This window comes from Kordia sp. SMS9 (assembly GCF_003352465.1).
Taxonomy (GTDB): domain Bacteria; phylum Bacteroidota; class Bacteroidia; order Flavobacteriales; family Flavobacteriaceae; genus Kordia.
Genome location: NZ_CP031153.1, coordinates 1,011,365 through 1,035,563, shown reverse-complemented (window position 1 = coordinate 1,035,563; position 24,199 = coordinate 1,011,365). Strand labels below are relative to the sequence as shown.

At 36.8% G+C, this 24,199-nt stretch carries 24 protein-coding genes; 17 read left to right on the top strand and 7 right to left on the bottom strand.

Going from position 1 to position 24,199, the window contains the following annotated elements:
* Nucleotides 1-15 precede the first annotated feature (15 nt).
* From KORDIASMS9_RS04540 to KORDIASMS9_RS04530, 3 genes are all read right to left on the bottom strand, one after another.
* Nucleotides 16-774 (bottom strand): SDR family NAD(P)-dependent oxidoreductase, encoded by a 759-nt coding sequence (locus KORDIASMS9_RS04540; RefSeq protein ID WP_114901703.1) that lies wholly within the window; start codon nt 772-774, stop codon nt 16-18.
* 97 nt (nt 775-871) lie between these two features.
* Nucleotides 872-1,741 carry an aldo/keto reductase family oxidoreductase gene (locus KORDIASMS9_RS04535; RefSeq protein ID WP_114901702.1) on the bottom strand — a complete coding sequence of 290 codons (870 nt, stop codon included), beginning with the start codon at nt 1,739-1,741 and terminating at the stop codon, nt 872-874.
* A gap of 193 nt (nt 1,742-1,934) precedes the next feature.
* Nucleotides 1,935-3,770 carry a sodium:solute symporter family protein gene (locus KORDIASMS9_RS04530; RefSeq protein ID WP_114905144.1) on the bottom strand — a complete coding sequence of 612 codons (1,836 nt, stop codon included), beginning with the start codon at nt 3,768-3,770 and terminating at the stop codon, nt 1,935-1,937.
* 237 nt (nt 3,771-4,007) lie between these two features.
* Here KORDIASMS9_RS04530 and KORDIASMS9_RS04525 point away from each other — a divergent pair, with 237 nt between their 5' ends.
* The 9 genes from KORDIASMS9_RS04525 (at nt 4,008) to KORDIASMS9_RS04485 (ending at nt 15,201) form a co-directional block, all read left to right on the top strand.
* Complete coding sequence (locus KORDIASMS9_RS04525) at nt 4,008-5,003, top strand: MoxR family ATPase (RefSeq protein ID WP_114901701.1); 996 nt, start codon at nt 4,008-4,010, stop codon at nt 5,001-5,003.
* Between the two features lie 105 nt (nt 5,004-5,108).
* Nucleotides 5,109-5,975 (top strand): DUF58 domain-containing protein, encoded by an 867-nt coding sequence (locus tag KORDIASMS9_RS04520; RefSeq protein ID WP_114901700.1) that lies wholly within the window; start codon nt 5,109-5,111, stop codon nt 5,973-5,975.
* A gap of 7 nt (nt 5,976-5,982) precedes the next feature.
* The gene (locus KORDIASMS9_RS04515) at nt 5,983-7,683 is read left to right on the top strand and encodes a hypothetical protein (RefSeq protein WP_114901699.1); all 1,701 of its coding nucleotides are present in this window, start codon (nt 5,983-5,985) and stop codon (nt 7,681-7,683) included.
* A complete protein-coding gene (locus KORDIASMS9_RS04510; protein ID WP_114901698.1) occupies nt 7,673-8,680 on the top strand; it encodes a VWA domain-containing protein in 1,008 nt (335 codons plus the stop codon). The genes KORDIASMS9_RS04515 and KORDIASMS9_RS04510 overlap by 11 nt, the downstream gene beginning before the upstream one ends.
* 8 nt (nt 8,681-8,688) lie before the next feature.
* On the top strand, nt 8,689-9,723 hold the full coding sequence (locus tag KORDIASMS9_RS04505) for a VWA domain-containing protein (protein ID WP_114901697.1): 1,035 nt from the start codon (nt 8,689-8,691) through the stop codon (nt 9,721-9,723).
* Nucleotides 9,720-10,577: a tetratricopeptide repeat protein gene (locus KORDIASMS9_RS04500; protein ID WP_114901696.1), complete on the top strand. Its 858-nt coding sequence runs from the start codon at nt 9,720-9,722 to the stop codon at nt 10,575-10,577. The genes KORDIASMS9_RS04505 and KORDIASMS9_RS04500 overlap by 4 nt, the downstream gene beginning before the upstream one ends.
* A gap of 47 nt (nt 10,578-10,624) precedes the next feature.
* Nucleotides 10,625-12,397 (top strand): BatD family protein, encoded by a 1,773-nt coding sequence (locus KORDIASMS9_RS04495; protein ID WP_114901695.1) that lies wholly within the window; start codon nt 10,625-10,627, stop codon nt 12,395-12,397.
* 5 nt (nt 12,398-12,402) lie between these two features.
* On the top strand, nt 12,403-13,164 hold the full coding sequence (locus KORDIASMS9_RS04490) for a tetratricopeptide repeat protein (RefSeq protein ID WP_114901694.1): 762 nt from the start codon (nt 12,403-12,405) through the stop codon (nt 13,162-13,164).
* A 78-nt stretch (nt 13,165-13,242) separates the two neighbouring features.
* Nucleotides 13,243-15,201: a SulP family inorganic anion transporter gene (locus KORDIASMS9_RS04485; RefSeq protein ID WP_114901693.1), complete on the top strand. Its 1,959-nt coding sequence runs from the start codon at nt 13,243-13,245 to the stop codon at nt 15,199-15,201.
* Between the two features lie 34 nt (nt 15,202-15,235).
* Here the strand turns inward: KORDIASMS9_RS04485 and KORDIASMS9_RS04480 are convergent, their stop codons facing one another.
* On the bottom strand, nt 15,236-15,598 hold the full coding sequence (locus KORDIASMS9_RS04480; protein ID WP_162819761.1) for a hypothetical protein: 363 nt from the start codon (nt 15,596-15,598) through the stop codon (nt 15,236-15,238).
* Nucleotides 15,599-15,824: 226 nt separating this feature from the next.
* Nucleotides 15,825-16,418, bottom strand: a complete 594-nt coding sequence (locus tag KORDIASMS9_RS04475) for a CvpA family protein (RefSeq protein ID WP_114901691.1) — start codon at nt 16,416-16,418, stop codon at nt 15,825-15,827.
* Between the two features lie 339 nt (nt 16,419-16,757).
* Between KORDIASMS9_RS04475 and KORDIASMS9_RS04470 the strand changes: the two genes are divergently transcribed.
* The 5 genes from KORDIASMS9_RS04470 to KORDIASMS9_RS04450 all read left to right on the top strand — a co-directional run bounded on the left by KORDIASMS9_RS04470 (nt 16,758) and on the right by KORDIASMS9_RS04450 (nt 19,568).
* Nucleotides 16,758-17,114, top strand: a complete 357-nt coding sequence (locus KORDIASMS9_RS04470) for a hypothetical protein (RefSeq protein WP_114901690.1) — start codon at nt 16,758-16,760, stop codon at nt 17,112-17,114.
* Between the two features lie 42 nt (nt 17,115-17,156).
* Nucleotides 17,157-18,176 (top strand): phenylalanine--tRNA ligase subunit alpha, encoded by a 1,020-nt coding sequence (pheS, locus tag KORDIASMS9_RS04465; RefSeq protein ID WP_114901689.1) that lies wholly within the window; start codon nt 17,157-17,159, stop codon nt 18,174-18,176.
* Nucleotides 18,177-18,286: 110 nt separating this feature from the next.
* Entirely contained in the window at nt 18,287-18,682 is a 396-nt protein-coding gene (locus KORDIASMS9_RS04460; RefSeq protein ID WP_114905143.1) for a hypothetical protein, read from the top strand.
* 421 nt (nt 18,683-19,103) lie between these two features.
* Nucleotides 19,104-19,349, top strand: coding sequence for a hypothetical protein (locus tag KORDIASMS9_RS04455; RefSeq protein WP_114901688.1), 246 nt, complete (start codon nt 19,104-19,106; stop codon nt 19,347-19,349).
* Nucleotides 19,350-19,352: 3 nt separating this feature from the next.
* Nucleotides 19,353-19,568, top strand: a complete 216-nt coding sequence (locus tag KORDIASMS9_RS04450; RefSeq protein WP_114901687.1) for a hypothetical protein — start codon at nt 19,353-19,355, stop codon at nt 19,566-19,568.
* Nucleotides 19,569-19,880: 312 nt separating this feature from the next.
* Here the strand turns inward: KORDIASMS9_RS04450 and KORDIASMS9_RS04445 are convergent, their stop codons facing one another.
* Complete coding sequence (locus KORDIASMS9_RS04445; RefSeq protein ID WP_114901686.1) at nt 19,881-20,882, bottom strand: NAD(P)H-dependent glycerol-3-phosphate dehydrogenase; 1,002 nt, start codon at nt 20,880-20,882, stop codon at nt 19,881-19,883.
* Between the two features lie 125 nt (nt 20,883-21,007).
* On the opposite strand from KORDIASMS9_RS04445, the gene KORDIASMS9_RS04440 reads away from it, so the two are divergent.
* The 3 genes from KORDIASMS9_RS04440 to KORDIASMS9_RS04430 all read left to right on the top strand — a co-directional run bounded on the left by KORDIASMS9_RS04440 (nt 21,008) and on the right by KORDIASMS9_RS04430 (nt 23,308).
* Nucleotides 21,008-21,952 carry a nicotinic acid mononucleotide adenyltransferase gene (locus KORDIASMS9_RS04440; protein WP_114901685.1) on the top strand — a complete coding sequence of 315 codons (945 nt, stop codon included), beginning with the start codon at nt 21,008-21,010 and terminating at the stop codon, nt 21,950-21,952.
* 356 nt (nt 21,953-22,308) lie between these two features.
* A complete protein-coding gene (lysM, locus tag KORDIASMS9_RS04435) occupies nt 22,309-22,791 on the top strand; it encodes a peptidoglycan-binding protein LysM (RefSeq protein WP_114901684.1) in 483 nt (160 codons plus the stop codon).
* A 130-nt stretch (nt 22,792-22,921) separates the two neighbouring features.
* Nucleotides 22,922-23,308 (top strand): hypothetical protein, encoded by a 387-nt coding sequence (locus KORDIASMS9_RS04430; protein WP_114901683.1) that lies wholly within the window; start codon nt 22,922-22,924, stop codon nt 23,306-23,308.
* A 302-nt stretch (nt 23,309-23,610) separates the two neighbouring features.
* Here KORDIASMS9_RS04430 and nadD read toward each other — a convergent pair whose 3' ends face one another.
* A complete protein-coding gene (gene nadD, locus KORDIASMS9_RS04425) occupies nt 23,611-24,192 on the bottom strand; it encodes a nicotinate (nicotinamide) nucleotide adenylyltransferase (RefSeq protein WP_114901682.1) in 582 nt (193 codons plus the stop codon).
* Nucleotides 24,193-24,199: the final 7 nt, after the last annotated feature.

The following is a 24,199-nucleotide window of genomic DNA, read 5'->3' as shown; positions in this document are numbered from 1 at the left end:
ACAATCGATTATTCATCACGATTTCTTTACAATCGTACTCGAAGCTTGCGCCGTACACATCATTGTCAAGTCGGCAATATTTACATGCGCAGGTCGCGAGACAATAAAATACGCCGTTTCGGCAACATCTTTCGGTGTCAACGGTTGAAAGCCTTGATATACTTTCTCCGCACGATCTGTATCACCTTTAAAACGCACATCGCTAAACTCCGTTTCCACCAATCCAGGATTGATAGCACCCACGCGAATTCCGTGTGCATTCAAATCCAGTCGCATGCCTTGATTCAGTGCATCCACCGCATGTTTGCTGGCACAATACACATTTCCGTTTGGATATACTTCTTTTCCTGCCGTAGAACCAATATTGAGAATTTGTCCAGCATTTCGTTCCACCATTTGCGGAATGATGGCGTTGCTCACATACAACAATCCTTTTACATTAATATCCAACATCGCGTCCCAATCGTCCAAACTTCCTTTCTGAATCGGATCCAAACCGTGTGCATTTCCAGCATTATTTATCAAAATATCAATCTTTTGAAAGTTCGCTGGTAACGACGCTACTGCAGCAGCTACTTTATCTTTATCGCGCACATCAAAATTTAAGGTATGCACCTCTGTGTGCGAACGCAATTCGGCTTGCAATTCGTTCAAACGTTCTTGTCTGCGCCCACACAAAATTAGTCGAATTTCATGTTTGGCAAATTCGCGCGCAATCTCGCGTCCAATTCCGCTTGTGGCACCTGTAATAAAAGCTGTTTTTGTTGTACTCATAATTTTCTCTTTCGACTACGCTCAAGATAAACTCCAGCGGGAATCTATAATTTTAATTAAACTCAATTCTCACTACTAACATCTCAATACTGCGAAGCTACGGAACTTTATGTCCTTGACTTTCCACCAATAACAAAAACCAATCTTCCTGTGACAAATCAATTTCTACGGCTTTTGCAGCGTTCGTAATTCGCTCTTTAGTTGTCGTTCCAATCACAGGATGTACATTTGACGGATGTTTTAAAATCCACGCCAATACCAATTGATCTTTGGTAGCGTTATATTTCTCTGTAAGCGTATCCAAAACTGTATGAATTCGTTTTGTTTGTTCGGTTTCTTCTCTAAACACACTTCCCAGCGGTTGCCACGCCATTGGTAAAATGGAATTGGTCATCATACAATCGAGTGTTCCATCGTGCATCGCGTCAAAATCAGTCAACGAAAACTGAATTTGGTTGGCAGTAATTGTATTCTTTGTGCCAATCATCGTCATTTGTGATGGCGTAAAGTTGGAAACTCCAAAATTCTTAATTTTTCCTTGTGTTTTCAATTGATCAATTGCTTTGGCAACTTCCTCAGGATGCATCAACGGACTTGGTCTGTGTAGTAATAACAGATCTAAATATTCAGTTTGTAAATGCTTCAGTGAGGTTTCTGCAGACCAAATAATATACTCCGCAGAATAATCGTAATGTTTAATGGAATTTTGACGTGTTTCTGCTTGATACTGAATGCCACATTTAGAAATAATTTCGATGCTTTCACGATCTATCTTACTTTCGGCAAATGCTTTTCCAAAATCGGCTTCCGTCGTGTAACCACCATAAATATCAGCGTGATCGAACGTAGTAACTCCAGCATTTTTACAATGATGCATCAGGTCAATCATTTGTGAAGTGTTGAGTTGTTTCCCCCAAATTCCCCAGGTCATGGTACCTGCAATAATTCTTGAATAATTTGATTTCAAAGTCTATCTATTTTACCGTAAAAATACAAATTTGTTTTCAGACAATTTAGATTGTTGGAATGTTAGATCGTTAGATTTTTTTGAAGATTAATGTTAACTTTTTGCGTCAAGTTCAGTGTGATGAAATTTAAACAATCTAAGAGCGTAAGCGCTACCAAAGCGAAGCGTGTCTAATATTCTAATTAAGTCTAGCCTAAAACACCGACGCTCTAATTTTCTTCCAAAGTCGTGTTAAAATAAATCCAGCACTCAAAGCAACAACTGTTAATGTCAATGCTAGTGTCGTTTCTCCATAAATCCAATAACCTGTCGCAAACATAATACTGTAAATAAAAACCATAGCAACCAACATGGCTAAAATTCCCGAAGGAACATTCCAAGGTTGTGTGTCGGTTACAATTTGCACTGCATCCGCTTCTGCATCCGCAATCGTTTTATTCCAGCCAGGTCCGCCAGGTTGAATCTTTTTATAAAAGTTGAATAAGGTTTCTTTCGTTTCAGGTTGTGTCATGAAGGTAACTGTCAGCCAAATAATTGTAGTAATAAGTACTACTAACGGAAACTGTGCATATTCTGGCATCCAACCTTCTACAAGTAAACCACTCGTTTCATCTTTATGTGTAAACATGATTTTTCCAACAACAGTTAACTTAAATAAAATAGAAATAATACCAGAAGCAATCATCGCCGAAATTTCGCTCCAAGCATTAATTCGCCACCAAAACCATCGTAAAATAAAGATGAGTCCAGTTCCTGCTCCAAACATGATAATAATATCAAAAAGCTGTTTTGCATTCTGTAGAAATAATGCAAAAATGGCACTAAAAATCATGAGAACTACGGTGGAAATTCGCCCAACGTTTACCAGTTCTTTTTCAGAAGCATCTTTTTTTATGGTGGTTTTATAAAAATCATTGACAATATAAGACGATCCCCAATTTAAGTGTGTCGAAATCGTAGACATATACGCTGCCACAAGTGAAGCTAAGACCAAGCCTAACAATCCGCTAGGCAATTTTGTGAGCATTGCAGAATATGCCAAATCGTTTCCTAATTTATCTGCTGGAATATTTGGAAAAGCCGTTTGAATACTGGCAATATCTGGAAAAACGACCAACGAAGCTAAGGCAACCAAAATCCACGGCCAAGGACGCAAGGCATAATGCATAATGTTGAAAAAGAAAGTTGCACCAATGGCATGATTTTCATCTTTTGCTGCCAACATGCGTTGTGCAATATAACCGCCGCCGCCAGGCTCTGCGCCTGGAAACCAAGAACTCCACCATTGTACCGCCAACGGAATGATAATCAGTGTTATCAAGATTTCTTTATCATTAAAATCGGGAAAAATATTCAGCTTATTCGCTACATTTTCATGTGTGATTAAATTTTGTAAGCCACCAACTTCCGGAAGATTTACACAATAATACGCCGCACCAATGGCACCTGCCATCGCCACAAAAAACAGTAAAAAATCTGTGTAAATTACGCCTTTAAATCCGCCAATAGCACTGAACAATACAGTAATTGCTCCTGCATACACAACCGTTTCCCACGGTTGTAAGCCTAACATGACACCACCAATTTTAATGGCAGCTAAGGTAACTCCAGCCATGGCAAAGATGTTGAAAATGACGCCTAAATACACGGCACGAAATCCACGGAGAAATTTAGCAGGTTTTCCGCCGTAGCGCAATTCATAGAATTCTATATCGGTTGCTACGTTCGATTTTCGCCACAATTTTGCATACACAAAAACCGTCAACAAGCCTGTAATTAAAAACGCCCACCAAACCCAATTGGAAGAAACGCCGTCTTTTCGAACAATATCGGTCACAAAATTTGGTGTATCGGTTGAAAATGTAGTGGCAACCATCGAAACTCCTAAAATCCACCAAGGCATATTTCGTCCTGATAAAAAATATTCTGTACTATTTTTCCCAGAAGTTTTAGAAACATAAATTCCAATGCCTAAAACAATGGCAAAAAATCCAAAAATAAGGCTGTAATCTAATCCAGATAATTCCATAAAATTTAATTCAAAAAATGCCAATACAACAGGCATATTGCGCAATTGTAAAGCGTTGCGTTATCAACAAAAAAATGAGATCGTTCCCGATCTTACACAGTTTTGAGTTTTAAAGGGTTCAATATATAAATATCCTCAATATTTTAACCAATTATTAACAGCAATAAACGAATAATTTTAACAATTTGCATCTCTTAAAAGTGATTCATAAATTCACGCCTCAAAAAAAGAACCTAAATGGAAGAAACAATAGATATTAGAGCCATTAACGAAAAGATAGAAAAAGAAAGTGCTTTTATCGACTTACTAACGATGGAAATTAATAAAATCATCGTTGGGCAAAAGCACATGGTAGAACGTTTATTAATTGGTTTACTTGGAAAAGGACACATTCTCCTAGAAGGTGTTCCTGGACTGGCAAAAACCTTGGCAATTAATACCTTGAGTAAAGCAGTGCAAGGAAGTTTTAGCAGAATTCAGTTTACGCCTGATTTACTTCCAGCCGATGTTGTGGGAACGCTCATCTATAACATGAAAGAGAATGATTTCTCGATTAAAAAAGGACCCATTTTTGCAAATTTTGTCTTAGCAGATGAGATCAACCGTGCGCCAGCCAAAGTACAATCGGCATTGTTAGAAGCGATGCAAGAAAAGCAAGTAACTATTGGTGATGAAACGTTTATTTTAGACAAACCTTTCTTGGTAATGGCAACACAAAATCCTGTGGAACAAGAAGGAACGTATCCGCTGCCAGAAGCACAAGTTGACCGTTTTATGTTGAAAGTAGTGATTGATTATCCAAAAATGGACGAAGAACAACTCATCATGCGTGCCAACTTAAAAGGAAGTTATGAAACTGTAAATCCAGTGGTTTCTGTAGCTCAAATCTTAAAAGCGCAAGAAGCTGTCAAAGATGTCTACATGGACGAAAAGATAGAAAAATACATCTTAGATATCATTTTTGCTACACGATATCCAGAAAAATACAAATTAGAAGACTTAAAACCATTAATCAGTTTTGGAGCGTCGCCTCGTGGAAGTATCAACTTAGCCAATGCCGCTAAATGTTATGCATTCATCAAACGAAGAGGATACGTAATCCCAGAAGATGTGCGTGCTGTAGTACACGATGTATTACGTCACAGAATCGGAATTACCTATGAAGCAGAAGCCGAAAACATCACTTCCGAAGAAATCATCAACAAGATTGTAAACGAAATTGAAGTTCCTTAATAAATAAATTTTGTCATTCCTGCGAAGGCAGGAAACCACTAAGAAACCAAGTTTTTATTTCAAAAATATTCTGCATCAGATGCGGAATGTTTATCAAGCTGAACAATGGATACGAAAGAGTTACTTAAAAAAGTACGAAAAATAGAAATTAAAACGCGCCGATTGAGCGATCACATTTTTGGAGGAGAATACCATTCTACCTTCAAAGGACGTGGAATGACGTTTAGCGAAGTGCGTCAGTATCAATTTGGTGACGATGTACGAAATATTGATTGGAATGTAACCGCGCGCTACAACGAACCGTACATCAAAGTATTCGAAGAAGAACGTGAATTGACAATGATGTTGATGGTGGATGTCTCAGGATCTGAACTTTTTGGAACGAATGCACAATTTAAAAACGAAACCATCACCGAAATTTCGGCAACGTTGGCATTTTCAGCAATGCAAAACAATGATAAAGTTGGACTGATTTTATTTTCAGATGATATTGAATTGTTCATTCCGCCGAAAAAAGGAAAATCGCATGTATTGCGCATTATTCGTGAACTGTTAGAATTTACGCCAAAAAGCACCAAAACAGATGTCTCGCAAGCATTAAAATTTCTATCAAGCGTCATGAAGAAAAAAGCAATTGTCTTTATTCTTTCAGATTTTATTGCAGATGAATATGAGCAAACCTTGAAAATTGCCGCAAAAAAACACGACCTTACGGGAATTCGTATTTATGATCAACGCGAAGAAACCATTCCAAACTTAGGAATTGTACAAATGCTCGACAGCGAAACCGGCGAAACCATGTTGGTCAATACAGGTTCCAAAAAAGTGCGAAACAATTACACCAACTATTACAGAAACAAAGTAAAATACTTTCAAGAATTATTTTCCAGAAGTGGCGCAGGAACCATCAGTGCGAGTGTTGATGAAAGTTATGTAAAAAAATTATTAGGCTATTTTAAACGAAGAGGCTAAGCCAATTATGAAGTACGAATTACGAAATATAAATACAAAATTAAAACGATCTACAAAACGTTTTGCATTCCAGCGAATGAGCGGTTTATGGATGGTTTTCTTTTGTCTATTTGCCACACAAACATTCGCGCAAAAAGTGACAGCGAAAGTGGATTCTACGCAAATCAAAATTGGAGAAGAAATCAAGTTTTCACTCTCGGTAGAAGCAGATACAACGGCAACAATTGTGTTTCCAGAAGGGAACAATCTATTTTTGCCATTGGAATTGTTGGAAGCCTACGATACGGATACCGTAAAGCAAGATGCGAACTACAATCTCATCAAAGAATACGGAATCACACAATTTGATTCGGGAACGTATTACATTCCAAAACTAAAAATACTCATCAACGAAAAGGCATTCTTTACCGATTCTATTCGTGTTGCTGTGGCGGATGTGCCTGTAGATACGCTAAAACAGCAAATGTTTGACATCAAAAAAATCACTGCCGTTGATAAAGGCAGCAGTAATTGGTGGATATATCTCTTAATTGTTTTAGGATTAATGGCACTATTTGGCGCATATTTCTACTTTTTTGTATTACAACTAAGAGAGAAACAGCAAAAAAAGAAAAAAGCTGAAATTCCTCCGTACGATCGCGCCTTGTTGCAATTAAATGAGTTGGACAAATCACGATTATTACTCAATTCAGAATACAAAGGCTACTATTCTGAACTCACCAACATTGTGCGTCAATATATCGAAGAAGAAGTTCGCATTGATGCGTTGGAAAGTACTACGGCCGAATTGATTCGTAAAATAGAAGCACAAAAAGATGCAGGGTATTTGGATTTGAAAGATGAAACCATCAAAAATCTAAAAAACGTACTGCAAACAGCCGATTTGGTAAAATTTGCGAAATCCAAACCAGATGATGCCGTTGTAAAAGCCGATCGTAATTTGGTAGAAAACATCGTCGTTGAAACCAAAGAAGCTATTCCTGAAATCTCAGAAGAAGAATTGCGCAAAGACGAAGAATATAAATTACGACTGTTAGAAGAACAACGCAAAAAGCAACGTTTTAGAAATACCGTGATCGGAGTTGTGGGAATGATCATCGCTTTTGGCGGATTGGTCGGTTATGCAACTTTGGAATACGTAAAAGAAAATACGTATGTAGGTCATTCTATGGGCGATTTGCTTGAAGACGAATGGGTTACGAGTAAATATGGAACGGCTGACTTTACCATTTCCACACCGCAAGTATTAAAACGCATAACGCCTATAAAAGTAAAAGACTCCGCGTCAGCGATTTCGGAAACAGATATATACAGCTATCAAAGTCATTTGGCACCATTTTCCATTGACTTGGCAGTGACGACATTCAAGCAACAACCTGAAATTACCTTGGATGACATTGCAGAAAAAATTCTAAAGAAATTTGAAGATGAAGGTGCTACCGAACTTTTGGTATTTACTGAAGAATACGAATCGCCAACAGGTATTGAAGGACTCAAAATACATGGAAGTGGAATTTTTGTAGACACATTAAGTCCATTCAGTAGCACGCAAGAAAGAGAATATGAAGCCTATATATTTCAAGAAGGTCGTGGCGTACAAACCTTGACGATGATGTATGCAGAAGATGATGAAGACGGAAAAACGTTGGTGGATCGCATATTAAATTCCATCACACTAATAGAAAAGAAAACGACGAATGATCGATAATTATACATTTGCACATCCACAATTTTTTTGGTTGCTATTGTTCATTCCAGTAGCAATTGCTTGGTATGTTTGGAAAAAACCAAAACAGTTGGCTGATGTCAAAATGTCAAGTTTGCAAGGATTCAAAGCTACGCAAAGTATGTTGCCAAAGCTAAAACCAATACTGTTTGCATTGCGCATGTTGGCAGTTGCAGCATTAATTGTTGCATTGGCGCGTCCGCAAACCAAAGAAGTTTCCACGAGAGTCAAAACCAACAAGGGAATTGACATTGTCATGGCAATTGATGTATCCGCAAGTATGCTGTCGAGAGATTTAAAACCCAACAGATTGGCGGCGCTAAAAAGAGTGGCAGCTGAATTTATTGAAGGAAGACCAAGTGACCGAATCGGATTGGTTGTATATGCAGGAGAAAGTTTTACCAAAACACCGATTACCACTGATAAAAACATCATTCAAAATGCGTTAAAAGAAATAAAATTTAAGTATGGCGAACTCACAGGTGGAACAGCGATTGGAATGGGATTGGCAACGGCTGTCAATCGTTTAAAAGATAGCAAAGCCAAAAGTAAAGTCATCATTCTATTAACTGACGGAGAAAACAATGCAGGATTTATTGAACCACAAATTGCTTCCGAGTTGGCAGTAGAATATGGTATCAAAACCTACACCATCGGAATTGGAACCAACGGAATGGCATCCACACCATTTGCAATTAATCCAGATGGCTCTTTTCAATACAGAAACATGCAAGTGAAAATTGACGAAAAGCTATTAAAGCAAATTGCCAAAACCACTGGAGGAAAATATTTTAGAGCTACGAATAGTAAAAAATTAGCAGGAATCTATGAAGAAATCAACAAGTTGGAAAAGACAGAAATTGAAGAATTTCGCTATACCAATTATGAAGAAAAATTCAGGATCTTTGTCTTTTTTGCAGGCATATTATTACTGTTAGAAATCTTATTGCGCAAAACCTTATTTAGAAGTTTTATCTAAAGCGAATTATGTTAGAAGAAAAAAAATATTTTTACTTACTAATCATCATCCCAATTGTGGTGTTGATTTTCATACTCATGCAGTTATGGAAACGCAACGCGCAACGTAAATTTGCCAACAAACAACTCTTAGAACGTTTAAGTCCAGAAAAATCTACTTTTAAGCCTATTCTAAAATTAGTGATTTGGTGTTTGGCAATCGGATCTTTAGTTGTAGCATTGGTCAATCCAAAAATTGGCACGAAACTGGAAACAGTAAAACGAGAAGGTGTCGATATTGTATTCGCGGTAGATGTGTCTAAAAGCATGTTGGCAGAAGATATTTCTCCAAGCCGATTGGACAAAGCAAAGCGAATTGTCTCTGAAATCATCAATAACTTGGGAAGCGATCGTATAGGTATTATCGCTTACGCGGGAAGAGCCATTCCGCAATTACCAATTACCACTGATTTTTCAGCCGCAAAAATGTTCTTAGGAAATCTGAACACGGACATGTTATCATCGCAGGGAACTGCCATCAATGACGCCATTCGTTTGGCAAAAACCTATTATGACGATGTAGAACAAACCAATCGTGTATTGGTCATCATTTCCGATGGAGAAGATCATACAGGAGGTGCAGGAAAATTGGCAGACGAAGCAACAAAAGAAGGCATCAAAACCTACACCATCGGAGTGGGAACGACAAAAGGCGGACGCATTCCGTTGAAACGACGCGGAATCGTAGAATCCTTCAAACGCGATTTGCAAGGTGAAGTCGTCATTACACGACTCAATGAACAGACACTCAAAGAAATTGCCTCCGAAGGCGATGGCGAATATATAGATGGAAAGATCACCGAAGATGCAGTAAGCTTCATTACGGATCGACTGTCTACAATGAATAAAACAGAATTTGAAGCGAAAAAATTCTCTGAATTCCAAGACCAATTTCAATGGTTTCTCGGTTTGGGAATCTTCTTATTACTGTTCGATGTTTTTCTATTAGAACGAAAAACAGCATGGTTGCAAAAGTTAAACCTATTTAATGAAAAAGAATCATGAAAAATGTACAAAACATATTGCTTGCATTGTTGACGATTTCCATATCGTATGCACAAAATGAAAAGGTAGATGCCTTCAAAAATGAATCGAAAAACTATACGTACAAAGCAAACAATGCAGTCAAAGACAGCAGTTATATAGATGCAGAAGCCGAATACCGAAAAGCGATCTCCAAAGACGGCGAAAATGTGGCAGCAAAGTATAACTTAGGAAACGTTTACTACGAAAATGAAAGTTATGAAGAAGCGTTCAACCGATACAAACAAGCGGCTGAGGTAGCAACTACGAAAGCTGATAAACACAAGGCATATCACAATATGGGAAATGTGTTTATGAACAACAAAGAATATGAAAAAGCCGTAGTAGCGTACAAAAATGCATTGCGCAACAAACCATCGGATGATGAAACGCGTTACAATTTTGCCCTTGCAAAAGACATGCTTGAGAAAAATCCTCCGAAAGACGACGATAAGGATAAAAAAGACAAGGACAAAAAGGAGCAGGAAAAAGAGCAAGACAAAAAAGATCAAGATAAAAACGATCAAAAAGATAAAAACGAAGACCAAGGCGACAAGGAAAAAGACGAAGGCGGAAAGGACGACAAAAATAAAGATGGCGAAGGCGATCAAGAAAAAGAAAAGAAGCAAAAAGATAACAAAGACGGTCAAGGAAAAGCAGACCAAAAAGACGATAAAAACAAAGAGCAACAACGACAGCCAAAGCCAAATCAGTTGTCGCCACAACAAGTAAAAAGCTTGTTGAAGGCAATGAACAATGCGGAAAAGAAAACGCAGGATAAACTGAACGAAAAAAAGGCAAAAGGTGTCAAAGTAAAAGCTGAAAAAGACTGGTAATTATTAAAAAAACAGAGACAAAAACGAAGAAAAGTTCGTTACAAACGATGAAACTTACAACATACATATCAACACTACTATTTGTACTATTTTCAAGTGCTATCAGTGCGCAGGTAACTTTTGAAACCAAAGTTAGTAAAAAGAAACTAGGCGTTAATGAACGTTTGAAAGTTGACTTTGAAATGGACAGAGACGGCGACAATTTTACCGCGCCAAGCTTTGCAGGATTTCGTGTTGTTGGCGGACCAATTCAGTCTATGAGTCATGTGTGGAATAACGGACAACGCTCTTTCTCAAAAACATACACGTATTTCATACAGCCAAAAGCGGAAGGAACCTTTACCATCAAACAAGCAAAAGTAGAAATTGATGGGCAAGTGTATAAAACCTTACCAGTAAAAATCACGGTAACCAAAGCTGTAAACGGCGCACAAAACGGCAATAGTACAGATACTGCCATTTCCGAAGGTTTGCACTTGGTCACAGAAGTCTCTAAAGGCAATCCGTATTTGAACGAGCCTGTAACAATCTCATACAAATTGTATGTAAAGCCAGGCATCATTGTCAATGATTACCGCGAACTCGGAAAACCCACATTCAATAACTTTTGGAGTCAAAGCATTCAAACACAAATGCGACGTGCCGAACGAACCACGTACAAAGGTGAAGATTATTCCTATGTTACCTTAAAACGCTTTGTGTTATATCCACAAAAAACAGGAAAACAAGTCATAGAACCTTTTTCAATCGACTTACAAATTTCAGTGCCAACCAATCGTAGAGACGTATTTGGACGTCGTTATGAAACGGTTCATAAAACGGTTTCATCTGCACGAAGAACAGTGAATGTCAAAAAATTACCAGAAGCAGGAAAACCTGAAAACTTTGCTGGTGCTGTGGGCGATTTCAATTTTGAAGTCACCACGAGCAAACAATCACTAAATGCCTCCGAATCGTTGCAAGCAAAAATAGAAGTCTCAGGGAAAGGAAACCTAAAATTGTTTGAACTGCCAAAACTGAAATTGCCAAGTTCTTTAGAAGTATACGATCCTGAATTTACAGAACGTGTAACAACGCGAATTGGAGGAATGCAAGGAAAAATTTCTGACAGTTACACCGTTGTGCCACAATTCAAAGGAAAATATCCGATACCAAGTGTATCATTCTCGTATTTTGATCCTTCTGATAAAAAATACAAAACCTTACGTTCTGACGAAATTATTATTGATGTCGTTGAAGGTCCTGTAAATACTGCAACGTCTGAAAATACAAACGATCAAAATGCAACCCAAAAACAACTCGTTACCACAAACGGTTCACAATTCAGATTCTTAAAAACAGATGCAAATTTAGTGCCTGTGGAAACGGAAGATTTCTTCAAATCGAACTTATTCTACGGATTGTTATTTGGACCTTTCTTCTTTATTCCGATTATTTTAATTGTGCGAAGAAAAAAGAGAGCGTTTGATAATGATATTGAAGGAAATAAAACACGAAGGGCAAATCGCTTAGCGAAAAAATACTTATCAGAAGCGAAGAAAAAACTAAACGATCAAGAAGCATTTTATGAAGTGTTAGAACGCGGATTGCATAATTATTTGCGTGCCAAACTTCGCATTGAAACTTCGGAGTTTAGCAAAGAAAAAATAAGTCAATTACTCACCGAACGCAGTGTAAATTCAGCAACTATTCACGAATTTATCACCTTGTTAGAAAGTTGCGAATTTGCGCGCTACACGCCAGCATCTAACGTAACCATCAACAAAGATTATGAGAAATCGGTACACACCATTTCGCAAATTGACAAACAACTAAAATAACAGAGATGAAGACAAAAATAACATACTTACTTTTCGTGCTCATTTCTAGCTTTTCATTCGTATTTGGACAAGAAAATACAACTGCTTTTGAAGCGGCAAACAAAGCATACAATGATGGAAACTTTCCAGAAGCCATTACCCAATACAAAGCTATTTTAAAAACAGGCAAACATTCTGCGGCGATCTATTACAATCTTGGAAATGCATATTACAAAAGCAACGAAATTGGATCGAGTATTTACTATTTTGAAAAAGCATTGCAATTGTCGCCAAACGATGAAGACATTATCAACAATCTGGCATTTGCCAAAAATATGACGATTGATGCCATTGAACCGTTACCAAAAACACAGCTTTCAAAATTTGTCAATAGGATTACCAACACCTTTACCTACAACCAATGGGCGTGGATGGCGATTATTTTTGGCTTTTTATGTGTAATTTCATTTCTATTGTATCAATTCTCCTATGAAACACTTAAAAAACGAATCTACTTTTTGATCAGTTTCATTGCATTTCTCTTCATCTTAGGAAGCGTTGCCATTGCATATCAGCAATACGGAAAAGCACAAGCAGATCGTCCTGCAATTGTATTTGCAAAAGAAACGGCTGTCAAAGCAGAACCTAATTTGCGTAGTGATGAGGTATTTGTATTGCACGAAGGAACCAAAGTACAAGTTTTAGATACCGTAGACAACTGGAAAAAAATTCAACTCATCGACGGAAAAATTGGTTGGATCATTGCAGAAGACGTCAATGAATTATAGTCAAATTTCGTTTTAATCCTTATTTTTACACCTCATACCAACTATCATGGGCAATTTGCTCTTATAAATGACTAACTGATGAAAAACCTATTCTCTAATATCAAGGGCGATGCTTTTGGAGGAATTACTGCTGGAATCGTTGCATTACCGCTCGCTTTGGCTTTTGGAGTTTCTTCAGGCTTAGGACCAAGTGCAGGATTATACGGAGCTATTTTTATCAGTTTCTTTGCCGCTTTATTTGGAGGAACCAACACACAAATTTCGGGACCAACAGCACCGATGACTGCCGTAAGTATGGTAGTCATTGCAGCCATTATTGCAGCCAACGGCGGAGATGTTACCAAAGCTTTACCAGCTATTTTAACCGTTTTTCTATTAGCAGGAATCATGCAAGTTGGTTTGGGTGCTATCGGTTTAGGAAAATACATAAAATACATTCCATATCCTGTAGTTTCAGGCTTTATGACGGCAATTGGTGTCATCATCTTAATCACACAAATTCTGCCCGCTGTAGGCTATTATCCAAAAGATGATATGGTATATGTAGAAACCTTTAAAGGGCAAGCGGAAGAAGTCATCTTAGAAGATATTTTAAGAGCTGAAGAGCAAGAAGGTATTTTGGTATTAGAAAACTTTGAAGAAACGGTAAAGCGCGGAAAAGAAATCACGGCAGAAGACATCCTAAAAGAGTCCAAAACCTTGGCAAAAAATAATGCTTCAGGCGTTTTAGGAACGTTTAAAGTATTGCCAAGAGCGTTGGAAAACTTAATGGCAGAACTGCAAAATCCGTCAGCATACACTTATGTTAGGCAAACGAATGATGAAACTCCAAAGAAAAAATCACTTTGGCTAGAAGTCATGTTGGTTGTTGGAACGATTGTAATCATTTATGGTTTTAAAAAAATTACGAAAGCCATTCCAAGCACGTTAGTTGCCTTGTTGGTAATGTCTGGAATTTCCGTAGGATTTGATTTGAATTACGCAAAAATTGAAGAAATACCTTCGGGTTTGCCAGTTCCAAATATGGAAATCTTTACAGGATTTAGCTTTGCAAACATAACACCTTACATATTTACGGCATTAACCTTGGCGTTGCTTGGCGCGATAGATTCCTTATTGACGAGTGTTGTGGCAGACAATATGACCAAAACCAAACACAATCCTAACAAGGAATTGATTGGACAAGGAATTGGAAACTCGATTGCCGCTGTTTTTGGAGGAATTCCAGGTGCCGGAGCTACCATTCGTACGGTTGTCAATATCAATTCTGGTGGAAAAACACCTTTATCAGGAATGATTGCCGGTGTGTTGCTATTGATTATTCTATTATCCTTAGGACCTGTGGCTTCCCAAATTCCAGCAGCAGTCTTAGCCGGAATTTTAATCACCGTAGGAATTGGTGTGATGGATTATAAAGGTTTAAAAGCGATTCCGAGTTTGCCAAAAGATATCAAATTAGGGCCGCTACAACTAAGTTCGGAAGTACTAATTATGTTAATTGTCTTGGGATTGTCTACTTTTTGGGATTTAATTTATGCAGTAGGCATCGGATTGGTCATTGCGTCGTTGATGTTTATGAAAAAAATTGGTGACATTACTGCGAAAGGTTCAGACATTAAAACCTTACGCGAAGAAGCTTGGGACGATGAAATGGATTTTCCAGAAAATTTAAAAGAAGAAGTCTTTATCAAACACATCAAAGGACCGTTATTTTTTGGTTCTACTAGTGAAATTCAAGCGTTGTCCAAACAATTACCCGAAACTGCGCGTACAGTAATTATTCGTATGGGACGAATGCAATACATGGATCAATCAGGATTGTATACGTTAGAAGATATTCTGGTCGATTTAAAAAGTGCCGACTGTAAAGTACTATTTGTCAACATTCCGGCACAACCGCGTTATATGATGGAACGTATTGACATTATTCCCGATTTAATTCCTGAAGCAGATTGCTATGATACTTTTGAAGCGTGTTTACAATGGGTGAAGGAAAATGTGGAAGATGTGGTTTCTTCTTTGGAAAATAGAAGTTAATTTTTCGCTGTTTGATCGCTATAATTCAGTTTATCTAAAAAAACAAGCCTAAAATAAAATCAAAGAAACTGTACACAATGTAAATAATTAGGAAAACGAAGCCTAAAAACAGACCCAAACAGCAACCACAATTTCCTTTGCCACCTTTAAAATTTGTTTGGAAAGTAGATTGTTCAGATTGATAATCGTATTCTTCGTATTCGGTCAACTGATCATTTGGTAAAAAATAACCTTGCCACTCGCTATCTGTATCTGGGACAGATAAAATCCATTCAGTATCACAATGCGTACATTGAAATGTAGTTTCTAGCGAACTTTGCGCCAATTGATTCGTGTTTACAATACGGACAAACGTACCATCGACAAGCTTTTTTTCCAAAGCTTTTTCAAAGGCCATAAAATCTTTTTCTGAAAAAAAACGTTCTGTCGAAAAACCGGAGCAATGTTCACACATAAAATAGGAATGTAATTTTGGTCTATAAGTAGTTCTTTTTAGGTTTTCGTTACGTTATTTGGCTTCTTTTTCAAAGTTTTTAGCGTCAACTTCGCCTGCAAAGGTTTGATGGTTCTCTCATGAAACTCATGCTGAATTTCGGGCGACACACATTTTTCACACATACAGTTTAGTTTTCGTTTTCTTCAATCTCTTTTAAATCGTTTTCCTGCGCTTTTTTGTCATCTGTCGATTTGGAGGAATCGGTTTTGAAAGAATTTAATACATCACTTTTATTAGTTTCTTCTAACACAAACGCAAACACAAATCCGCCAACATTTTTTACAGGTTTATACAATGCAGAACCCTCAATGGTGTCTTGTTCTACAAACTCCATCGTATTATTGGTACGTTCAAAAAACACCAACGCAGCACCAATAATCACTGCCATTTTCAATCCGCCGAAAGCGCCACCTAAAATCTTGTTTAAAATTCCTAGCGAAGCAAAATCAGCAACTTTTGTCAATAACTTTCCAGCCATAGTAACAGCGACTAAAATTACAATAAAAGTAATGGCAAATGCGGCTAGATTGACATATTTTTCTTCCCAAGAAGGGAAATTATCTACTAAAAACTCGCCAGCAAAGTACGAAAAGTGAATCGCGCCGTACAATCCAACAACCAACGCCACAAGAGAAGCAATTTCCACAAAAAGCCCTTTCATGAGTCCGCGCGCAAAGCCAAATACAATTACACCGCCTAAAATAATGTCAATAAAATTCATAAGTATCGAGTTTTAACAAATATAGAACAACTATTTGTAACTTTTTATTGTGCTTCTATATAAGCTAAAATGCTGTAAAATTGGTTGGTATGATTTTTTTAAGTACAAATGTCACTTCGAATATTACTGAAAATACCTTGCGAAGCTATAGAGATTCCATAGAAATGTATATTTTGTTTAGCTTCTCGACTGCCCGAAGTTGACAAGGGTTAATTTCAATAGGAAGTTAGGTTTTTTTTAGAAATTTTTTAAGTCATTCTCACCTAACTCTAACTTTCCCCAAGAAATACAAACAATTTCACAAACTTATGTACCTTTACGGCGGAAAAGAAAGAAAAAATGGCACGAGACGAAGAATTAAAACAACGTTGGAATAGCGTAGTTGAAAAATTAACGCTTCAATTTGCAGAAGGCGATACACTCGATTTAGATGCAATTATTTATTTAATTGGTGTTCAAGAGCTTGGGCAAATTCATCGCGCGTTCAAAAAAGATGATAAAGTTAACTTGATGCATATTGCTATTTGTCGCCTGTTGGAACCGTATGGCTATTACGAATTCGACTATTTTGACGACGAAGGTTGGCCGCATTATACATTCAAAGAAGAATTGCCTGTATTGAAAGCTGGCGAACAGACTATTTTGATGAAAGAAGCCATTGTCAACTACTTTTTAGAGAAGGAATACATTCAATAAGCTAGTTTTTTCTAAATTTGCAAGCTAAATCAAGATATCGTCATGATAGATAAGATCAAGGAACATATTGCTGAGGTTGAAAAATTTACAACACAAGCAAAAGAAGATATAGAAAATTTCAGAATCAAATACTTAGGTAAAAAAGGGTTGCTCAAACAGTTTTTTGCGGAGTTTAAAAATGTTCCAAACGAACAGAAGAAAGATTTTGGCCAGGTTGTTAACCAATTGCAAAAAGCTGCGCAAGAAAAAGTCAACGCCTTGAAAGAAGCGTTGGAAAATAATGCAGAAGATAAAGGTGTGTATGGCGATTTAACACGTCCGGCACAACCAATTGAAATTGGGGCACGTCATCCGATCTCGTTGGTAAAAAATCAAATTACCGATATCTTTTCTCGCATTGGTTTTGATGTGTCTGACGGACCTGAAATTGAAGACGATTGGCATAACTTTACGGCGTTGAATCTTCCAGAATATCATCCAGCGCGCGATATGCAGGATACGTTTTTCATTCAAACAAATCCTGATATTTTATTACGAACGCATACAAGCTCGGTGCAAGTGCGTTATATGGAAAATAACAAACCACCAATTCGTACCATTTCTCCAGGAAGAGTATATCGTAATGAAGCGATTTCGGCACGTTCTCACTGCTTTTTCCACCAAGTAGAAGGCTTGTATATTGACAAAGAAGTAAGCTTTGCTGATTTAAAACAAACGCTTCAACATTTTACAAAAGAACTCTTTGGCAAGTCACAAATTCGCTTGCGTCCATCGTATTTCCCATTCACGGAGCCAAGTGCAGAAATTGATGTGTATTGGGGATTGGAAACGGAAACCGATTATAAAATTACCAAAGGAACAGGTTGGTTAGAAATTGGCGGTTGCGGAATGGTTGACCCGAATGTATTGACCAATTGTGACATTGATCCAGAGGAATATTCAGGTTTTGCGTTTGGTGTTGGAATTGATCGTATTGCGATGTTGTTATACCAAATTGGCGACATTCGTTTGTTGAGTGAAAATGATGTGCGTTTCTTAGCGCAATTCAAATCAGCGTTGTAATCAAAACATCATTACGAGCATAGCGAAGTAATCTGTTTTTTGTAGACACAGATTGCCACTACTTTTTTACAAAAGTATCGCAATGACGAAATCCCATAATGATATTCAGTATGAAAAGAGACATTGAAATTCCAAAAGTTGAAGGTGTGTATATGGCAGTTGTACAAGAATACAACGACATTTACAAAACGGACGATTGGAATGTGTACATTATCAACGACAAAGACGTAGATTTGGAAATGATTTTGATCGTTTCACGCGGTTACGATGCGGACAGAGAAACATCGACCATGCGACACAAACTGGCAAAATTACCAGCAAAATCATACGCCAAAGCCGAATGGATGCAGGAAGATGTATTCGAATTGAACAATGAATTTCGCGTTACCTTTTTTGAGGGAAACAAGATGTATGACAAAAAGTATCTTTTCAGAAAAAACACCATCAACAAAAACGCTTTTCAGCCGATTCCACTGATGAATACCAAAGGAATTTTGGTGAAGTAGACTTGCTTCACTTCCGACAGGCTCAGTGTGCGTTTTTAGACGTAAGACTGTATAATTCCTGCACGTCACTTCGAGTGGTTTTTCGTAATAAAATGGAGAAAAATTGTATCGAGAAGTACTTCTAATTCACAACATCATTTAATCATTCAATACAAATAATGGCGTGCCCGAAAACGGTCAGGCTATCGTCTCTATCTTTTTTGAAATCAGTCATTGCAAGACAAATTTCTACCTTGTTGTGGCACTCTGTTTCTTTAGTAGCAGATTACTTCGTCGCAAACTCCTCGTAATTACGTATCAAAAACAAAAAAGGATGTCGCCTCTATCCTTCACGCAATAGTTGAAACTAATTTTCAAACAAATAATATATATAACTGATTTACCATAATTTATGTATATTTGATAGTATAGACTTACAATAATGGGAGCAATAGAGTTAAGAGATAAAATAATGCAGCTTTTAAATACAGATAATGTATCTTATTTAAAGGAGGTTTTTGATTTTGCCCAAAAAAATAAGTTGCAACATCCAGAGTCTTTCCAAGAATTGCCAACTCCTATCCAAGAATTACTTACAGAAAGTGTCGCGCAAGCTGATCGAGGTGAACTTATTCCACATGACAAAGTCATGGAAGATGTGCGTAAAAAATATAATCTTACCAAGTAATATATGTCCAAAATAATTGTTTCGTGGACATCGTATGCCAAGTATTCATATTTTGATGAGTTAGATTTTATCAAATCAAAATGGACTTTAAAAGAAGTGAACGCTTTTGTCAATCTTGTAAATGAGTGTATTGAAAACCTTTCTTGTAGTATTATTGAAGGAAAGAAATATGCAACCAACAACACTAGTGATCTCAAAACAAACAACAGTATTTTATAGAATATATCCTAATCAAAATAGGATTGCATTGCTTCTATTTTGGAACAACCAAAAAAATCCAGAGATATTGCAAAAGACGTTACAAAGTATGTAATTGAAAAAAGAATTCTTGACACAAAGAGACAGATTGCAACGAATTTTTACAAAATTCTCGCAAAGACATTTCTAAATATAATGGAGCGTTAAAAATTACCGAAGTCATTTCCGCGCAAGCAAAAACCAATTTTCAAATTAGCACATTTTCAAATTAGCACATTTTCAAATCAAAAAAACATTGCTACATTAAAAAATTGATACACTTTTACATTGTAACTAATCAAGCTTATCCGTCAATTTCTTAAAGATTTTTTTAGGATTTTTGTTCTGATATAAAATTGCGTATACCGCGTCAATAATAGGAATTTGTGTTTTCTTTTCGTTTTCTTGATTGAGTAAAAAAGCACTTTTGGTAGCGTAATATCCTTCGGCAACCATGTTCATTTCCATCTGTGCAGATTTTACCGTGTAGCCTTTTCCAACCATGTTTCCAAACATCCGATTTCGAGAAAAAACCGAATAGCCTGTCACGAGTAAATCGCCCAAATACGCAGAGTTATTAATGTTGCGTTTCATCTTGTGTACTTTTTTGATAAAACGTTTCATTTCGCGAATGGCATTGCTCATCAATACACTTTGGAAATTATCTCCGTAACCCAATCCGTGTGCAATTCCCGCAGCAATGGCATAAATATTTTTCAGCATTACGGCGTATTCCGTACCAATAACATCATCGCTGATTTTTGTTTTGATATAATTGCTCGATAATGTATCTGCAATTGTCTGTGCTTTTTCTTGATCGGCACAAGAAATCGTTAAATAGGACAAACGTTCCAGCGCGACTTCTTCTGCATGACACGGACCTGCAATTACCGCAATATTTTCAAAAGGAATTTTATAAATGTCATGAAAATGCTCGCCCACTAACAATCCCGATTCTGGAATGATTCCCTTGACGGCAGAAACAACAACTTTGTCTTTAATATCAACGGTTAGCTTTTGCAATTCGTCATAAATAAATGCGGAAGGAATCACAAAAATTAAGACATCAGCATAGGCAGCAATTTCATCAAAATCGTTGCTTAATTTCAATTTATCCGTATTAAATTCTACCGAACTCAAGTAACTTGGATTGTGTTGTTCTTTTAGTAAATGCTCTTTGGTATACACACTTCGCATATACCAACCAACTTCGTCTAAATTTTCACAAAGCATTTTTACGATGGCAGTTGCCCAACTTCCTGCTCCAAAAACGGCGTATTTTAATTCGTTGTCCATAAAAGGTTGATCTATGATTCAAAAATACAAAAATATCGTTCTAAAAGCATGGTTGATACTCAGTAAGTTATCATTTTGGCACACGTTTTGACAGTAACTATACAACAACTTTAAACGATTGGCTTATGAAGACTATAAAATTACTTTTAGCAATGGCACTATTTAGTGTTACCATGACTTCATGTTACACAGAAGTTTTGGTAGAAGACCCAATTATCGACGAGCCAGGGATTTCGTTAAATCAATTATTGAACTCGTATGAATTGTGGTATGTAAACATTAATCAAACTACAGGAAATGGCGAAGTTCCATTTTTACAACGCGCATTTACCGTATCATTTATCAACGGTGTGTTGTATGCCAACAATAATATTTCGGGAATAGGAACCAATGGAAATGGCTATGGAATTGATGTGGGAGTTTTTGGGACGAATTTTGATACCGTAAATATTGATCATGATATTGATGGTTTTTATCCACTATTTGTAGATCAAATTGGAGTGAATAGAATCCGTTTGTATGATAGTCTTACAGATACCAGTTATTTCTTGACAGGATATCAGCGTTCAAATTTTGATTATGACTTTGTATTCTATGATAACATTCACTATTTATTACAAGAATTTACGGCGTGGAATAAAACATTTACAAGTCAAGAAGGCATGTTGAATGAGTTTGACAATGAAAACTTCTTAACGTTCTTAGCGGGTGGAAATGACGATACTTTTTTATCATCTACAGATCCTGCAGATACGCCAGTTGCCAATGTAGTATACGATTATGAAGGAATTTATACCGTGTATGATGTACAAGGCGATCCATACTCGAAAGTTTTAACATTAGATTATGATTACTTGGACAATGAATACTTTGAATTGAACGTTATTAATGACGAAACAATAGAGTTATTTCATCCAGATTCAGGAACAACCTATGAGTTTCAAGGAAGAGGTTATATTCAGTTTTTACGACCATCCACCGATGGAAGCACTACCAAATTGAAACAAACCGATAAAAAACGTAAAAAAATTATCAATAAAGTGTTCAACAAAGAAGACTTTAAGAAATAAAAATATAAAGACTTTGGTTGGTTATTTAGTTTAGAAACAGTCTTTGCACTCGTGTAAAGGCTGTTTCTTTTTAGTGAGACTCACTATTGTAAAGCCGAAGGCGCATACAATGGTGCAAGTCGAACTAACTCCGCTGTAGAGCGGAGTCTTGCTGAATTGAATCAGATATTTCTGAAAATAAATCTCACTCTATTTTTATCCATATTCTAGGCAAAACAAAGCTCAAAGTTCCTTCTGCCGAAAGGCATATTCTCAAAAACATTTTCAATTACAAAGCTATTTTTATAAATTAGTTGACAGATCTAAGTATTGAGAAGTTTCAAAAACAAACAGCTCATAATCTAATACCTAAAAACATGAGTTTATTCGCTTTTATAAAAGATGTAGGAGACAAATTATTCGGCTCAAAAACGGCAGAAACTACTACCGAAAGTACAACCGCTAGCGTTGACGAAAGTGCCAAAGCCGAAGCTGCCATTACAGAAGCTATTCACGATTTGGATTTACACGTAGAAAATTTATGTGTTTCATTAGATGGAGATACTGCAACAATTTCTGGGACAGCCATGGATCAATCTACAAAAGAAAAAGTAATTCTAGTTGTCGGAAATACGATGGGAATTGCGATGGTAAACGATCAAATGGACGTGAAGCATCAAGCACCAGAAGCGCAATTTCACACGGTTTCTAAAGGAGATACGCTGGGGAAAATCGCACAACAATATTATGGAAATGCTATGAAATATCCTGAAATTTTTGAAGCCAACAAACCGATGCTCAAAGATCCTAATTTGATCTATCCTGGACAAGTATTGCGAATTCCTATTGTAGAAAACTAGCAAAATAACATACTTTTTTTGTAAAGAATTTACAGGCAAGCCGTAGTGAAAAAACCATGAAAAAGGGGAAAAATCCCCTTGTGTTGTATCTTGAAAACTTCCTAATATTGCGTCATAAATAACCAATAGTATGAGAAGTTATCGACCATTAATCATTATTCCACTTTCCATATTGTTAGTAATATTAATGGTGGTTACTTCTTTTGTAACACCAAAAAATGAGATTGTAGGTTCTTGGGTATCAAAGGAAAACCCTGTGCATACGATCGAATTTCTTCAAAATGGAATCGCAAAGTCGTATTCAGAAAACACAGAAAGCAAACCCTATCACTACACACTTTCCACAGCATGTGACAAGCACGGCGTATCTAATTCATTATTCGTAAAAATTATAGATGATAAAGCCAATTCTTCCAAATGTTACGAACTAAAAGACATAAAAGATCAAGACGATGATGTATTGTTATTGGTCGATATGGAAAACAACGAAGAGTATTTTTACACGAAAGTATATTAGGCATTAGGTTTTGGGTATTAGGAATTAGTCAAGTTCAAAGCGCACTTGAAAACTTCAACTAAAATAGTTGTAATGTATGAGATTCCGCATCAAAAGTGCGGAATGACAGCATCAAAGAAAGGCTAACAGTGCCAAAGCGTGTCCTAACAGCGAAGCGCGTCTAACAATGTAGCAATTTGAAAATTTAAAAATGTATCAATTCATTTCAAACAAAACTCAAGATTCACTTAGAAACGTACCAACATACCAAGAGCGAAACGATACCAAAATTCTAACAGCGAAGCGTATCTAATAAATCCAGATTACCTTCTATAAAAATTCATTTCATCCATATATTTCCAAACGTTAGCAGGCAATAAAGGTTGAATATTTTTCTGATTTTTAACGGCTTTTCGGATAAACGTGGAAGAGATTTCCATAATTGGTGCCGCAACATGATGAATTTTTGGATGCTCTACAAATTGATGCTCCACAGTTCCTGTTGAAATGCGCGGATACACATAGATGTCATGATTTTCCAAAATCACTTCGTAGTTTTTCCACTTGTGCAAGCTTTTCAAATTGTCTTCGCCCATAATCAAGCAAAACTCATAGGTTGGATATTTTTCTTGTAAATGTGCTAATGTATGTACGGTATAATTTGGTTGTGGCAAATCAAACTCAATGTTGCTCGGTTTGATTTTTGGATAGTTTTCCGTAGCAATCATAACCATTTCATAGCGATGATTGTTTGCCAATAACGAGCTTTTTTTCTTGAACGGATTGTGTGGCGTTACTACCATCCAAATAGCGTCTAAATCACTGAATTCTGCCATGTGATTCGCAATCGCTAAATGTCCAATATGAATTGGGTTGAAGGTTCCAAAATACAAACCAATTTTCATCTGTATG